Raw genomic sequence first — 15719 nt, 5'->3', positions numbered from 1 at the left:
TCATCAACAAGATAGTTTCCCCTACTTAAGATACCCTTTAAAAAAACAACATTTTTATTTTTAAATAGAATTTGTCATTAATTCGCAACAATATTAGTAAAAATGCTGATTAAGAAAATCAACAAATTAGTACAAAATTAAACAAAAATATACTAAAACACTTAAAAGATTTTCAAACTTCGTTTAAAATCTTGTTTTCTTAGGAGAAACTGTTATGAATTTTCGTTTACGTACACTTACAGCAAGTATTGCGTTATTAGGTACAGCAGGCGTTACTCACGCAGCCGGCTTTAATCTATTAGAACAAAACAATAGCGGCTTAGGCAATGCTTATGCAGGTTCTGCTGCTGTCGCCGAAAATGCCAGCACAACCTACTTCAACCCGGCAGGCTTAACACAACTTGATGGTCTACAAATTTCTACAGGCGTTTCATTTATTCGCCCAGGATTCAAGTTTACAGATAAAGGTACGACATTGCCGAATAATCTAACAGGTGCTGGCACAGGTTTCTCTCCTGTCCCCACTGCTTTAGGTAATACAGGTGGCGATGCTGGTGGCTGGGGTGTTGTACCTAATCTCTATATGAGCTATAAACTCAATGATCGTGTTGCCCTAGGTCTGGGTATTAGTGCTCCGTTTGGTCTAAAAACCGAATACGAAAGCGACTGGATGGGTCGTTACCACTCTCGTTCATTCGATATTAAAACCATTAATATCAACCCTTCTGTTGCCTTTAAAGTTGATCCTAGCTTTAGCGTAGGTCTTGGTCTGAATATCCAACGCATCGAAGCGACTTATGAAAAAGCTGTACCTGTTGGAACGGGCGTAATACCCGTACCAGCGGGTCTCCCTCATCCTCTCGCTGGTAAAGAAGTCTATCTAAGTGGCGATGCTAAAACGAAAGTGAAAAATACAGGTTATGGTTGGAATATTGGTTTACTTTACCATCCATCAGAGGACACCCGTATCGGTTTATCTTATCGCTCACGTATCAAGCATAAAGCGGATGGTGACACTTCTGTGAGCTTTATTAACCCATTAACACGTTCTACCACTCAAATTATCTCTGACTCTGCCGCATCTGTATCCCTACCAGATATGGCTATCCTTTCTGGTTATCACCGTCTTAATGACAAATGGGAAATCATGGGGGATGTATCGTGGACTGGTTGGTCTAGCTTACCTAAACTCACCATCACCAATGCCAAACTTCCAGAAACAACATTACAACTACACTTCAAAGACTCTTGGCGTATTGCTGTAGGTGCTAACTACGCAGTAAACGACGCTTGGAAAATCAAGGCAGGTCTTGCATGGGATCAATCGCCAGTTCGCCATACAGAACATCGTCTAGCATCACTTCCTGACAGCAATCGCTACTGGTTAAGTTTAGGTGCTCAGTTTAAACCAACTGCTAACACAACTTTAGACGTCGGCTACGCATATATCATTGCGGATAAATCTAAAATCAACAATAACAATGGAAATGCTGCAGCATATGGCACATTAAAAGGCTCATATAAAGCAGATTCTCATGTTTTTGGTCTACAATTATCACACCGTTTCTAATTTAAAATAGTTCGTGTGCTCTGCAGTCACTGATGTTTTTATATCGGTGACTGCTTTTTCTAAAAGATTTTATTTCTATGGATAAGTTGGCATCTCTTTTATGCTGACATTTTTATCCCAGTCTGGAGAACAAGAATAATGGACAGAATTTGGCTAAACAGTTACCCTGAGGGTATCCCCGCAGACATTGACCCTCAACAACATAGCTCTCTTGTTGAGATTTTTGATAACTGCGTTAAAAAATTTGCAGATAATACTGCCTTTATTTCTCTTGGTAAAAAACTGACTTATCGCGAGTTAGACCACTACTCTCGTGCCTTTGCAGCTTGGCTGCAAGCTCAAGGCATCAAACCTGGTGCTCGTGTTGGTTTGATGATGCCCAATATTCTCCAGTATCCTATCTGTTTATTTGGTGCGTTACGTGCTGGTTGTACAGTAGTTAACTTTAATCCTATGTACACCGCACATGAAGTTGAACATCAACTCAATGACTCCGGTGCTGAAGTTATCGTTGTTGTCGAAAACTTTGCTGCAACACTCCAAGCGGCTTTACCGAAAACACCCGGAGTAAAAAAAGTCATTGTTGCCTCTATTGGTGGTATGTTAGGTTTCAAAGGCAAAATCGTTAATTTTGTCTTACGTCATATCAAAAAAATGGTTCCAACTTGGAATATTCCTCATCACGTTCGCATGAGTACGGTTTTTGAAGAAGGTGCTAAGCTTCCCTTTACCCCTGTTGCTTTAAATCATGATAACTATGCTTTCTTACAATATACTGGCGGTACAACAGGTGTTCCAAAAGGTGCCATCCTTACGCATGGCAATATTGTTTCTAACGTTTTACAAGCTTATACTTGGGTAAGGGCCTACACAACTGATGGCAAAGACCTCATCGTTACTGCCTTACCGCTTTACCACATCTTCTCATTAACAGCGAACTGCCTCACCTTTATGCGTCTGGGAGCATGCAATCTCTTGATTGTGAATCCTCGTGATATTAAAGGCTTTGTCAAAGAGATTTCAAAATACAAATTTACGGCTTTTACTGGCGTCAATACGTTATTTAATGCCTTATTAAATAATGAGGACTTCAAAAAGATTGATTTCAGTTCGTTAAAACTTACACTAGGCGGTGGTATGGCTGTACAAAAAGCCACAGCAGAGCGTTGGTTAAAGGTAACTGGCAAACCACTAGTACAGGCCTATGGACTCACAGAAACCAGTCCTGCAGCTACCATCAATCCATTAGATATGACGGAGTTTAATGGAGCCATTGGTTTACCTATCTCTTCAACCTATATCAAAATTGTGGATGATCAAGGTCAATCCTTGCCTCTAAAAGAAATTGGTGAAGTACTTATCAAAGGTCCTCAAGTGATGAAAGGCTATTGGGAACGTCCAGAAGAAACCACCAATGTCTTTGATAACGAAGGCTATCTACGCACAGGTGATATGGGCTATATGGACGAAAAAGGCTTCGTTTACCTTGTTGATCGCAAAAAAGACTTAATTATTGTGTCTGGCTTCAATGTCTACCCCAATGAGGTCGAAGATGTCGCAGCAACGCATCCCGGTATTTTAGAGGTCGCTGCAGTCGGTGAAGACAATGGCCCCGCAGGTGAGTTAGTTAAGCTTTTTGTTGTACGTAAAGACCCTAACTTAACTGAAGATGAGATTATTACTCACTGTCGTAAAGATTTGACGAATTATAAAGTACCAAAGAAAGTAGCTTTTGTTGATGAGTTACCGAAGAACAATGTGGGTAAAATTCTACGCCGAGAGTTAAGGGGCAAATAGCCAATACTAATAGCAACAAGGCTTGCTACTCGTTTCGTGCAGTTGTTAGTGTCACTCCACCGCCATCACCTATTACAGAACTTGTGTATTCGCTCGGACAGCAAAGTGCGTCGCTAACGCTCGCCGTTTGCAAACTCGCTCGGTACATCAAGTTCTCTCCATAGGTGCTTGTGATAGTGCCAGTGAGCACCAGACCACACGGAAAGACATTCACTCGTAGCGACATTGGAAACGGCGAAGCACTTTCCGGAGCAAGAGTGAAGTGTCTGCAGTGTGGGTGGATAGCAAAACATTAATAGCGACAAGGTTCGCTGCACGTTCCGCGCAGTTGTTAGTGTTACTCCATCACCATCACCTATTACAGAACTTGTGTATTCGCTCGGACAGCAAAGTGCGTCGCTATCGCTCGCCGTTTGCAAACTCGCTCGGTACATCAAGTTCTCTCCATAGGTGCTTGTGATAGTGCCAGTGAGCACCAGACCACACGGAGAGATATTCACTCGCTTTTTGCATCGAAACGTCTCCGCAAACCTTGAGTGCTTGTAGTAAACATTGCAACGCTAATTAGCCATCGCCTTTAGCACTTCTTTCCCATAGGTATTTAACTTATACAAATTTATGCCATCTATCTTAGATAAGGCCTGCATAGTCCTTGGATCGGCCATCGCAATATATCTTAGCGTTGTATCATTAAAAATAAACTGACCATCCAAACCATCTCGACGACTTCTTTCCTCACGCCATTGTTTCAATAATTGATAACGATGATAAGCCTCTGGATTTAACTCTTGGAAAGTCTTCTTACGCGTTGGCATGACATTCTTAGAGCGAGCAGATACCACAAGAGACTCCTGTTTTAACCATAATTCCTCCTCACCTCGCAATAATCTTGCACTACGAGACGTTAAGGCTAAAGTTGAGTATCCCTCGATATCGACAGACAAATAGCCTTTAGCAAGTAATTGGCGAATGACACTATGCCAGATTTCTTCTGTATATTCTTTACCAATCCCAAAGGTACTTAACTGATAATGCGCAAAACTATCTATTCTTTCGGTATGAATCCCTAATAAAATATCAATAATATAATTTGCACCAAACCGTTGTTGATAGTTTTTATATAACCAATAAACCGTAGAAAGCACTTTTTGCCCAGCAATCACACCATTCCATAATGTAGGCGGTGTTTTACAGACATCACAATTACCACAAGGCTCACTATCTTGCCCAAAATAATGGAGCAACTCTACCCTTCGACAAGTCGCTGTCTCGCATAACGCTAACATCGCATTTAACTGAACTCTGGATCTCTCCTTAAACGCCTCATCTCCCTGAGAGGTTTCAATCATTTTACGTTGCTGTAATACATCCGTTAGACCATAAGCCATCCATGCCGTTGCAGGTAAACCATCACGTCCCGCACGCCCTGTTTCTTGATAATACCCCTCAATAGATTTTGGCATATCAATATGCGCCACAAAGCGTACATCCGGCTTATTGACTCCCATGCCAAAGGCAATCGTCGCCACCATCACAATGCCTTCTTCATGTAAAAAACGATACTGATGAGCAGCGCGTTCTCGGGGATCCATACCTGCATGGTAAGGTAAAGCAACAATTCCCTGTTTATTAAGAAACTCCGCAATACTCTCACAACGTTTGCGCGATAAACAATAAACAATCCCCGATTCATCAGGATGATTTTCACTAATAAATCGCATGAGTTGTTGACGCACCTGCGTTTTTTCTACAATTTCATAGCGAATATTTGGACGATCAAAACTCGCGATAAAAGTTTTCGCTTGTTTTAAATTTAAACGAGTTTCAATTTCTTCTCTTGTCTGCGTCGTTGCTGTCGCTGTCAAGGCAATACGAGGCACATCAGGCCAAAATCGAGCTAATTCTGATAATCCCAAATACTCAGGGCGAAAATCATGTCCCCACTGAGAAACACAATGCGCTTCATCAATAGCGAATAGAGAAATAGGCGTACGCTTTAATAAGCTTAAGGTTCTGGGCGTTAATAACCGTTCAGGGGCAACATAGAGTAAGTCTATATAACCTCTTGCCCAAGCATTTTCTACCGCTTGAATCTCTTCCCAACTCATCGAAGAATTTAAACAAGCGGCTCTTACTCCTAAACCTTGTAAAGCTAATACTTGATCATGCATTAACGCGATTAATGGAGAAATCACCACACCTGACCCGGGACGCACCAAAGCAGGCACTTGATAACATAAGGATTTCCCTGCCCCTGTTGGCATCAATACTACGCAATCTTTGCCTTCGATAAGATGATGTATAACGCTCTCTTGATCAGCACGAAACTGTTGATAACCGAAGACATTTTGCAAAACATCTAAGGCTTTTTCTTGAGCGGTGGGTAAATGGCTATGCACGTTAAATGGTCAGCTTATCTGTAAAAAACCGATAAGTTTTATATCTAAAATCAGCTCGTATTATAACAATATCCATCCCATCTCATTAAAAAGCTAAGCCTTACTCTAAAGAGCAGTATTCTTAAAGCATTTCTGTATCGGTGCTAAAATACAGCATTATTATTACTACACATTGAGTTTTGTAATGAAAATAGGTATTGCTGGAGCAGGTCTAGCTGGTCGTCTATGTGCTTTTTATTTATCTCATAAAGGTTACGAAGTCACCGTTTTTGATAAAGCTTCTCATCCCACCGATCCTGTAGCAGCTGGTTTTACAGCAGCGGGTATGCTTAGTCATATTGCCGAATTAGAAAGCGGTGATGAGAATATTTATAACTATGGGGTACGCTCGCTCAGCTTATGGAAAGAGATAGTCCCCAAATTGAGTGAGCCTGTCGAGTTACATTATAAAGGCAGCTTAATGCTAGCACATCGAGGTGATGAAGGGGCAGCCGCTCGTCTTATCTCATTATTACAAGCTAAAGCACCTGCTGATCAACAACCGACAAAACTCTCACTCGAACAATTACGAGAGCAAGAGCCGTCTATCAGCGGACCCGCTCATGCATGGGCCTTACAAAATGAGGGGCATATTCACACACGCCAAGCGATGTATGCGCTCTACACCTCTTGCCAACATACGCATTGGCATTGGCAAACTCACGTCAAGAAACTCACTCCGCATACCATTCATACTGAGACAGAAACACATTCTTTCGATTGGGTAATTGACACCCGCGGTCTAGGCGCTCGCGAACTTAAATTTGCCAATGCCCATACTCTCTCCTGCCAAAACGTACGTGGCGTTCGTGGAGAAGTTATCTGGTTGCAATCCCCTAACTTGAACCTACAGCGCCCTATCCGTTTGCTCCACCCTCGTTATCGTGTTTATTTAGTACCACGCAAACCAGATATTTTATTTATTGGTGCAAGTGAAATAGAAAGCGAAGACCGATCCCCTATCTCTGTTCGTACGACAGTTGAATTACTAACAGCAGCACATAGCGTACTCCCTGAGCTTGCTGAAGCGCGTATTATTCATACAGAGACCAATCTTCGCCCTGCATTAATTGATAATTTCCCTCGTATTGAACAAGAAGAAGGCTTAATTCGCATTAATGGACTCTTCCGACATGGTTGGCTCATCGCTCCTGCAGTTGTAGAAGATGCCTTAAAACTTTTTAATTGATTGGTATAATGAGCCATCAAAAATCAAACTGAGAGAAAATGATGAGTGCTATTACGGTTTATATTAATGGGGAAGCGAAAGAGATTCCTGCTCACACAAACCTCGCTGATTTAGTTAAAAATATCCAACTTGATATGCAGATGGAAGATGACCCTAAAAGCATCGCCACAGCGGTCAATGAAATTTTTGTCCCGCGTTCAGCTCGTGAAAAATATGAACTTAAGCACAATGATCAGGTCATGACTTTCTCACCTATTACAGGAGGTTAAATGCGTCACCTTCTGGGTATGCATTAACATCCATTATCAATAGTCCACTTTACTGACGCTTTACAAAAAGGCAAACTATGAGCTATACCCTTGCAGATTTGACGTTAGATAGTCGTTTCTTTTTAGGTACCGCTACCTATCCATCACCCAAAGTCTTACATGATGCTATCAAAGCATCTGGTTCACAAGTCGTTACCGTAGGCTTAAAGCGTCAATTAGCTCCCGGACAAAACAGCCTAAGCAAAAGTACCACCGATGGCGTAGATAACGCTTTTTTTCAAATGCTTAAAGAAAGTGGTGCACATCTCTTACCCAATACAGCAGGCTGTAAAACAGCTCGTGAAGCAATCACTCTCGCCCATATGGCACGTGAGATTTTTGACACTCACTGGATTAAGCTTGAAGTTGTTGGCGATGACTACACTCTACAGCCAGATCCCATTGAGTTAATTACAGCGACCAAAGAGCTGATTAAAGAGGGCTTTGAAGTTTTTCCTTACTGCACAGATGATTTGGTCACTTGTAACCGTCTACTTGATGCAGGTTGCCGTATTTTGATGCCTTGGGGAGCGCCTATCGGTTCGGGTCAAGGACTTGTCAATCCTTTTGCATTACGCATTTTACGTGCACGCTTACCAGAGGCATTCTTAGTGGTGGATGCGGGTATTGGCTCACCAAAAGATGCGGTGATGGCGATGGAATTAGGTTTTGATGCAGTCCTACTCAACTCCGCTGTCGCACAATCACATGACCCTGTGCGCATGGCAGAAGCCTTTAAACTTGCTATTCAATCCGGTCGCCTTGCTTATGAAGCGGGAATTATGGCACAGCAAGATATGGCCGTGCCTAGTACGCAAGTCACTGGACGACCATTTTTGTTATAAAAAACTCAACCCAACGCCATACACCACCAGACTAACTAGCATGGCCAATCCTATATTTTTGCTCAGTTTTAGTACCATTAATACACTAACTACAGCGAGAATATAGGGAAGTAAATCTTGTTCTTTATACGCTTTTAACGTCTCTGAATAGAGGATGACCACGGTTGTACTGGCGAGTAAAGCGGGGCCCAGAATGGCCAATTTTCCCGCCCCCATTCTCCCTAGCCATTTACTTTTCTTCATTAAGAGAAAGGGTAATGCACGTGTACTATATGTCAATACCGCCATCGCTACAATCGCCAATGCCAGTTGCCACGACTCAAATTGACTAAGCATGACTATCCCCTTCTTTTATCAATGTACTTGTCTGTTGAGGAGGTTGATAGACTAAACAGGCGACTGCTGCTCCTGCTAACATCGCCACACTCGACCACCCGATATAAGCAAAGAATAAACTCACTAAACCACCAATACCTAGCGCTAATAACATCGATGATTGAACAACTAAAAAAGTCACCCCTACAAACAAGGCTGTCAATGCAAAACCCATCGTCTGTGCTAATAAAGGATAGCTTTTAAAAATATACTCCCCAGCAAAAATCCCAACTAACGTTCCTAATAGCCAAGACCACCAAGCAAATAAACCTACAGCAAAATACCAAGGTGTTTTACCTTCCGCAGGAATTGTTTTAAGTTTTAAATAACAAATAGCAAATACCTCATCAGTTAGTAAAAAGGCTTTTGCCAAACGCTTTTTTAATCCCTCAGGTAGATATGGTTCAATAATAGGGCCATATAACAGATGACGAAGATTAAGCATAAAAACAAGAAATACCACACTCAAAATTGGCATACCCAGTTGTAGAGAGGCCAAAATAAAAAACTGAGCACTTCCTGCATAGACAAAGAAAGAGATAGCAAAAAGCTCCATAGGACTTAAACCAATACTTGTGCCTGTAAGTCCAAAGGCTAAGGATGCAGGAAAATACCCCAACATGGTAGGGATGGTATCTTTAATCCCCTGAAAGAAATACGTTCGTGAGGTCATTGACACTATGTGATAGGTGAAAAGAAAGGTTTGATACAGGGGTTTAAGAATAGCACAAAATAGTCAACAAAGTTTGCTACACGTTCCGCGCAGTCGCTCGAACAGAGCCTCACTACGTTCGCCTAACTCGCTTTGTGCATCGAAACGTCTCCGCAAACCTTTAAGTGCTTAAGTAAACATTGTCGTGCTAACAAGCAGTTTACTCTCCGGTAGACTGGCTTGGATGACAGTGCTAGCTAGTTGCAGTCTCACGGAGAGAACTTGATGTACCGAGCGAGTTTGCAAACGGCGAGCGATAGCGACGCACTTTGCTGTCCGAGCGAATACACAAGTTCTGTAGTGAGGACGATACAGAGTGAACTGTCTGCAATGAGATCGTGTACAAATACTATGCCGTCAACACACCCCCCGGCACATACACCCAACCATCCATAATAATCCGTGCACTACGGCTCATGATGGCTTTCTTAACGACCCATTGACCATTCTCTTGGCTTGCTTGTGCACCTACACGTAATGTACCAGATGGATGTCCAAAACGCACCGCCTCACGCTCTCCACCTCCTGCTGCAAGGTTGACCAAAGTGCCCGGAATGGCCGCCGCTGTACCGATTGCCACCGCTGCCGTCCCCATCATGGCATGATGCAATTTCCCCATCGATAAAGCGCGCACCACCAAATCAATATCACCCGCTTTAACTTCTTTACCACTAGAGGACGTATACGTTTTAGCAGGTGCGATAAATGCAACTTTTGGCGTATGTTGGCGTGTCGCTGCCTCGCTAATATCGTTAATCAATCCCATGCGAACTGCACCATAAGCACGAATCGTTTCAAACATCGCTAAGGCTTTTGCATCACTATTAATATCGTCTTGCAACTCAGTCCCTGTATAACCAACCGCCTCAGCATTCACAAAAATCGTTGGAATACCGGCGTTAATCATCGTCGCTTGGAATTTACCCACACCCGGAACATCTAGTTCATCCACAATATTACCCGTTGGGAACATTGAACCACCGTCCTCTCCGTCATCTGCAGGATCAAGAAACTCTAACTGTACTTCTGCCGCTGGGAATGTCACACCATCTAATTCAAAATCACCCGTTTCCTGCACCTCTCCATTGGTAATAGGGATATGCGCGACGATTGTCTTTTGAATATTCGCTTGCCAAATCGTCACCGTGCAATGTCCATTCTGAGGTATTTTTGCAGCATCAATCAACCCTGCTTTAATTGCAAAAGCACCCACTGCAGCTGTTAAATTACCACAGTTACCTGACCAATCTACAAAAGGCTTATCAATCGATACCTGACCAAACAAATAATCCACATCATGACCTGCTTGTGTTGACCGACTTAAAATCACAGCCTTACTCGTCGAAGAGGATGCATTACCTAACCCATCAATTTGTTTTCCATAAGGGTCTGGGCTACCTAAGACACGCAGTAAAATATTATCGCGAACGACTCCCGGAACCTGCGCAGCCTCTGGCAAATCCGTGAGATTAAAAAATACACCTTTAGACGTACCACCACGATAATAAGTCGCAGGAATTTTAATTTGTGCACTAAAAACCATCTTTGACTCCTTTTATCTCATCCACTATGCATAGCAGTCTCAAAATATGCATGCTATGACCATAGCTCATCAAAATCTATGTATAAAAAAAGCCCGCTCATTAAGATAAGCAGGCCTTTCTACTTCTCGTTATGCGTTACCTTCTAAGAAGTCTTGTGCAAAGCGTTGTAACACGCCACCCGCCTCATAGATACTCACCTCTTCAGCGGTATCTAGGCGACAAGTCACAGGAACTTCTACCGTTTCACCGTTTTTACGATGAATGACCAAAGTTAAGTCGGTTCGTGGTTTACGTTCACCAATCACATCATAGGTTTCTGTGCCATCTAATGCCAAGGTCTTACGATTCACCCCTTCTTTGAACTGTAGTGGCAATACACCCATACCAATAAGATTAGTACGGTGAATACGCTCAAAACCTTCTGCTACAATCGCTTCTACACCGGCTAGACGAACACCCTTAGCAGCCCAGTCACGGCTAGAACCCTGACCATAGTCAGCACCTGCAACGATAATCAATGGTTGCTTACGTTCCATATAGGTTTCAATCGCCTCCCACATACGGGTAACCTTACCTTCTGGTTCAATACGAGCAAGCGAACCTTGCTTCACTGTACCATCGTCATTAAGCACCATCTCGTTAAAGAGTTTAGGATTAGCAAATGTCGCACGTTGTGCTGTTAAGTGATCACCTCGGTGTGTCGCATAAGAGTTAAAGTCTTCTTCTGGTAGACCCATCTTGGCAAGATACTCACCCGCCGCACTATTTGGCAAAATAGCATTAGACGGTGATAAATGGTCAGTCGTAATATTGTCCGGTAGGATAGCCAATGGACGCATACCTTTGAGCGTACGCTCCCCTGCCAATGCACCCTCCCAATAAGGTGGGCGACGAATATACGTCGACATTGGACGCCAATCATACAATGGACTACTCGCTTTTTCTGCTTCACCTGTCGCAAACATAGGGATATAGACACCGCGGAATTGCTCTGGTTTAACGAATTCATTAACAATCGCATCAATTTCTTCATCTGTTGGCCAGATGTCTTTGAGGCGGATTTCTTTGCCTTCATATACCCCTAAAACATCATTTTCAATATCAAAACGAATAGAGCCTGCAATCGCATACGCCACCACCAAAGGAGGAGAAGCAAGGAAAGCTTGTTTCGCATATGGGTGAATACGACCATCAAAGTTACGATTCCCCGATAAAACGGCCGTCGTGTATAAATCACGATTAATGATTTCTTGTTGCAACTCAGAATCTAGTGCACCACTCATCCCATTACAAGTTGTGCATGCAAATGCCACGATACCAAAACCCAACTGCTCTAACTCTGGTAATAAACCAGCCTCTTTAAGATAGACTTCGGCGACTTTAGAGCCAGGTGCAAAAGAAGTCTTTACCCAAGGCTTACGTGATAGCCCATATTTATTAGCATTACGCGCTAATAAAGCAGCTGCCACTACATTACGTGGGTTTGACGTATTGGTACAACTCGTAATCGCAGCAATAATCACCGCACCATCAGGCATATCACCATTGGCAGGAATCTCAAAAGGTTTCGCTAGACCTTTTGCCGCTAAATCAGTTGTTGAAAAACGTGCATGCGGATTTGAAGGGCCCGCCATATTACGACCAACTGTCGATAAGTCAAACTTCAACACACGCTCATATTGTGCGTCACGCATACCGTCAGCCCATAGACCCGTATGCTTCGCATATTTCTCCACCAAATCAACTTGCTCTGGATCACGACCCGTCAGCTTGAGGTAATCGATAGTTTGCTGGTCAATGTAGAACATCGCCGCTGTCGCACCATACTCAGGGGTCATATTAGAAATCGTGGCTCGATCACCAATACTTAAGCTAGATGCCCCTTCACCAAAAAACTCCACATATGCACCCACCACACGCTCTTTACGCAAGAATTCTGTCAATGCCAAGACAATATCTGTTGCTGTAATACCCGGTTGACGCTTGCCCGTCAGCTCAACACCCACAATATCTGGTAAACGCATCATGGATGCACGTCCTAGCATCACCGTCTCAGCCTCTAGACCACCAACACCCACAGAAATCACCCCTAAAGCATCCACATGAGGGGTGTGGCTATCTGTACCCACACAGGTATCTGGGAATGCTACACCATCACGTACCTGAATAACAGGCGACATTTTTTCCAAATTAATCTGGTGCATAATACCGTTACCCGCAGGAATCACATCGACATTCTCAAAAGCGGTCTTGGTCCAATTAATAAAATGGAAACGGTCTTCATTACGACGGTCTTCAATTTCACGATTTTTACGGAAAGCATCGGGGTCATAACCACCACACTCTACAGCCAAAGAGTGATCCACAATCAATTGCGTTTGCACAACAGGATTAACCTTAGACGGATCTCCACCCTTTTCGGCAATGGCATCACGCAAACCTGCCAAATCGACTAAGGCTGTTTGACCTAAAATATCATGACAAACCACACGGGCTGGAAACCAAGGAAAATCAATCTCTTGTTTACGATGAATCAGCTGCAACAACCAGCTATTTAATGTTTCAGCATCAACATTATTCGCTCGATTCACTAAGTTCTCTGCATGAATTTTAGACGTATAAGGTAGTTTTTCCCATGCTCCCTCTTGCAATGCATTGACTGCTGCTCGTGCATCATAAAAGTGAAGATTAGTCCCCGGTAGTGGTTTACGAAACTGAGTATTCATGATGATGGTCGTCCAATAAAATAAAAGGAATAACAATTTATACTATTCTAGTCTTATATAAGACTTGATACAATCAGCAATTTTACTAATATGCCTTAACATACGTTCAACGCTAATAAATGAACGTTGGCAAAAAACCAATAAAAAAAGCTGCCATTCATAATGGCAGCTTTGTCATCGTTATCGTCCTGTCATTAAGCAAGAGCAGCCGTCACAACGATTTCTACTTTGTAGTTTGGATTGGCCAAACGAGCTTCTACTGTCGCACGTGGTGGCGCATTAGTTTTAGATACCCAAGCGTCCCACGCCTTATTCATTTGTGGAAACTCTGCCATATTTGTCACAAAAATTTGCGCCATTAGAATGCGCTCTTTGCTAGAACCCACCTCAGCTAATAATTTATCAATCGTCGCTAATACTTGGGCTGTTTGACCTTCCATATCCAATGTGGGATCATCAGGCACTTGACCTGCTAAGTAAGCCACACCATTAAATACGGCTACATCTGAAAGACGGGCACCAACATTAACACGTTTAATATCGCTCATATATATTCCTTCTATACATCTATATTTTTACTAAAAACCAACACCGACTATCTTAAACCTTGGGTAAGTCAAAGACATGTCGTAAATAGCTGAGATATTCAGGATCCACACTCATGGTCTTGCCTGGTTCATCAGATACCTTAGCCACGGGTTGTCCGTTACAACGTACCATTTTCATGACAATTTGTAAAGCAGGTACACCCACATCATTAGTCAAATTCGTACCAATACCAAAGGAAGTCTTACAACGACCATCAAAACGTCTAGCAATATCTAAGGCTAAATTGAAATTTAATCCATCAGAAAATACTAAAGTTTTCATGCGTGGATCAACACGATTGGTCTCGTAATGACGCAATAAACGCTCTCCCCAATCAAAAGGATCACCTGAGTCATGACGAGCCCCATCAAATAACTTGCAGAAAAACATATCAAAATCTCGCAAGAAGGCATTAAGCCCATAGACATCAGATAAGGCAATACCTAAGTCACCGCGATATTCTTGTGCCCATTTTTCAAACGCAAACACTTGCGAGTCACGTAGGCGTGGCCCCAAGGCCTGACACGCTTGTAAATACTCATGTGCCATCGTCCCCAAAGGAGTTGTCTTCAGCTCTTTAGCCAATAGAACATTACTGGTTCCAACGAAATGCTTTGGCAATTGCTCTACCAAGGTCTTAACAACCTCTGCATGCCAGACTTTAGAAAACCGACGGCGCGTACCATAATCTGCAAATTTAAACGAGGGGATATCTGTCGCTCCTAAAACCAAATTAATTTTTTCTTGTAATCGGTGGCGCCCTTCTGTCAAGTCTAAATCTTTATGCATATTACGGAAATAGACTTCATTAACAATAGCAAGAACAGGAATTTCAAAAAGAATCGTATGCAGCCACGAGCCTTTTACTTCGATACTGATTTCACCCTCTTCTTCACCCTCAGTAATAACAATACTCTTTTCTGGTAAATGAAAAAGCCCTAAAAACTCAATAAAATCACCTTTGATAAACCGTAAATTACCCAAGTATTCCAACTCATCCTCACGGAATTTTAGCTGGCATAATTGATGAATCTCCTCTCGAATTTCATCAATATAGGGGCGCAAATTAACACCCTTTGAACGACATTTGAATAAATACTCTACTTGAGCACTTGGAAATTGATGCAACACCACTTGCATCATACTGAATTTGTATAAATCGGTATCTAAAAGTGAATGAATAATCATACTTGTCCCTGCTTATTTTTCATAACCTTATCACAGCTTTAGGGTTTTAAGCACTTTATTGACAAAGATTAGTTAAAATTACGCATGTTTAATGTAAAACTGGAATCACAAAATGACTCATGTCGTAACTGAAAACTGTATTAAATGCAAATATACTGACTGTGTTGATGTCTGTCCTGTGGACTGTTTTAAAGAAGGCCCTAACTTTCTTGTTATTGACCCAGATGAATGTATTGACTGTGGCGTCTGTATCCCAGAGTGTCCTGCTAATGCAATCTTTGCCGAAGAAGATGTACCCGCAGATCAAATGAAATTTATTGAGATTAATGCTGAGCTGACCCCTGTTTTTGGCCCGATCAGTCGCTCGAAAAAACCACTTGCTGATGCTGACCAATGGAACAATGTTCCAGACAAACTGCAATACTTAGAAAAACCTTAA

13 protein-coding genes are annotated in these 15719 nt (G+C 42.4%); 6 read left to right on the top strand and 7 right to left on the bottom strand.

The window, feature by feature from the left end; translation table 11 throughout:
• The first annotated feature begins 214 nt into the window (after positions 1–214).
• Together HKX39_RS07900 and HKX39_RS07895 are read left to right on the top strand one after the other, a co-directional pair.
• A complete protein-coding gene (locus HKX39_RS07900; protein WP_171680779.1) occupies positions 215–1570 on the top strand; it encodes an OmpP1/FadL family transporter in 1356 nt (451 codons plus the stop codon).
• 138 nt (positions 1571–1708) lie between these two features.
• Entirely contained in the window at positions 1709–3367 is a 1659-nt protein-coding gene (locus HKX39_RS07895; RefSeq protein WP_171680778.1) for an AMP-binding protein, read from the top strand.
• Positions 3368–3927: 560 nt separating this feature from the next.
• Here HKX39_RS07895 and recQ read toward each other — a convergent pair.
• On the bottom strand, positions 3928–5766 hold the full coding sequence (recQ, locus tag HKX39_RS07890) for a DNA helicase RecQ (protein WP_171680777.1): 1839 nt from the start codon (positions 5764–5766) through the stop codon (positions 3928–3930).
• Positions 5767–5950: 184 nt separating this feature from the next.
• Between recQ and HKX39_RS07885 the strand changes: the two genes are divergently transcribed.
• From HKX39_RS07885 to HKX39_RS07875, 3 genes are all read left to right on the top strand, one after another.
• The gene (locus HKX39_RS07885; RefSeq protein ID WP_171680776.1) at positions 5951–6994 is read left to right on the top strand and encodes an FAD-dependent oxidoreductase; all 1044 of its coding nucleotides are present in this window, start codon (positions 5951–5953) and stop codon (positions 6992–6994) included.
• Between the two features lie 38 nt (positions 6995–7032).
• Positions 7033–7263: a sulfur carrier protein ThiS gene (gene thiS, locus HKX39_RS07880; RefSeq protein WP_246226117.1), complete on the top strand. Its 231-nt coding sequence runs from the start codon at positions 7033–7035 to the stop codon at positions 7261–7263.
• Between the two features lie 77 nt (positions 7264–7340).
• Positions 7341–8147 carry a thiazole synthase gene (locus tag HKX39_RS07875; protein WP_171680775.1) on the top strand — a complete coding sequence of 269 codons (807 nt, stop codon included), beginning with the start codon at positions 7341–7343 and terminating at the stop codon, positions 8145–8147.
• Here HKX39_RS07875 and HKX39_RS07870 read toward each other — a convergent pair.
• From HKX39_RS07870 to pncB, 6 genes are all read right to left on the bottom strand, one after another.
• The gene (locus tag HKX39_RS07870; RefSeq protein ID WP_171680774.1) at positions 8142–8483 is read right to left on the bottom strand and encodes an AzlD domain-containing protein; all 342 of its coding nucleotides are present in this window, start codon (positions 8481–8483) and stop codon (positions 8142–8144) included. The genes HKX39_RS07875 and HKX39_RS07870 overlap by 6 nt on opposite strands.
• The gene (locus tag HKX39_RS07865) at positions 8476–9195 is read right to left on the bottom strand and encodes an AzlC family ABC transporter permease (RefSeq protein WP_171680773.1); all 720 of its coding nucleotides are present in this window, start codon (positions 9193–9195) and stop codon (positions 8476–8478) included. Before HKX39_RS07865 ends, HKX39_RS07870 begins: the two co-directional genes overlap by 8 nt.
• Before the next feature lie 388 nt (positions 9196–9583).
• On the bottom strand, positions 9584–10777 hold the full coding sequence (gene prpF / locus HKX39_RS07860; protein ID WP_171680772.1) for a 2-methylaconitate cis-trans isomerase PrpF: 1194 nt from the start codon (positions 10775–10777) through the stop codon (positions 9584–9586).
• Between the two features lie 129 nt (positions 10778–10906).
• The gene (gene acnD / locus HKX39_RS07855; protein WP_216605074.1) at positions 10907–13504 is read right to left on the bottom strand and encodes a Fe/S-dependent 2-methylisocitrate dehydratase AcnD; all 2598 of its coding nucleotides are present in this window, start codon (positions 13502–13504) and stop codon (positions 10907–10909) included.
• Between the two features lie 194 nt (positions 13505–13698).
• Entirely contained in the window at positions 13699–14052 is a 354-nt protein-coding gene (locus HKX39_RS07850; RefSeq protein ID WP_171680771.1) for a RidA family protein, read from the bottom strand.
• A gap of 52 nt (positions 14053–14104) precedes the next feature.
• Complete coding sequence (pncB, locus tag HKX39_RS07845; RefSeq protein WP_171680770.1) at positions 14105–15280, bottom strand: nicotinate phosphoribosyltransferase; 1176 nt, start codon at positions 15278–15280, stop codon at positions 14105–14107.
• 112 nt (positions 15281–15392) lie between these two features.
• Between pncB and fdxA the strand changes: the two genes are divergently transcribed.
• Entirely contained in the window at positions 15393–15719 is a 327-nt protein-coding gene (gene fdxA / locus HKX39_RS07840; protein ID WP_171680769.1) for a ferredoxin FdxA, read from the top strand.

Source organism: Pelistega suis, from assembly GCF_013133795.1.
GTDB classification, from domain to species: Bacteria; Pseudomonadota; Gammaproteobacteria; order Burkholderiales; family Burkholderiaceae_B; genus Taylorella; species Taylorella suis.
Note: the sequence above shows the minus strand (reverse complement) of the source record. Positions and strands in the feature narration are given on the sequence as shown.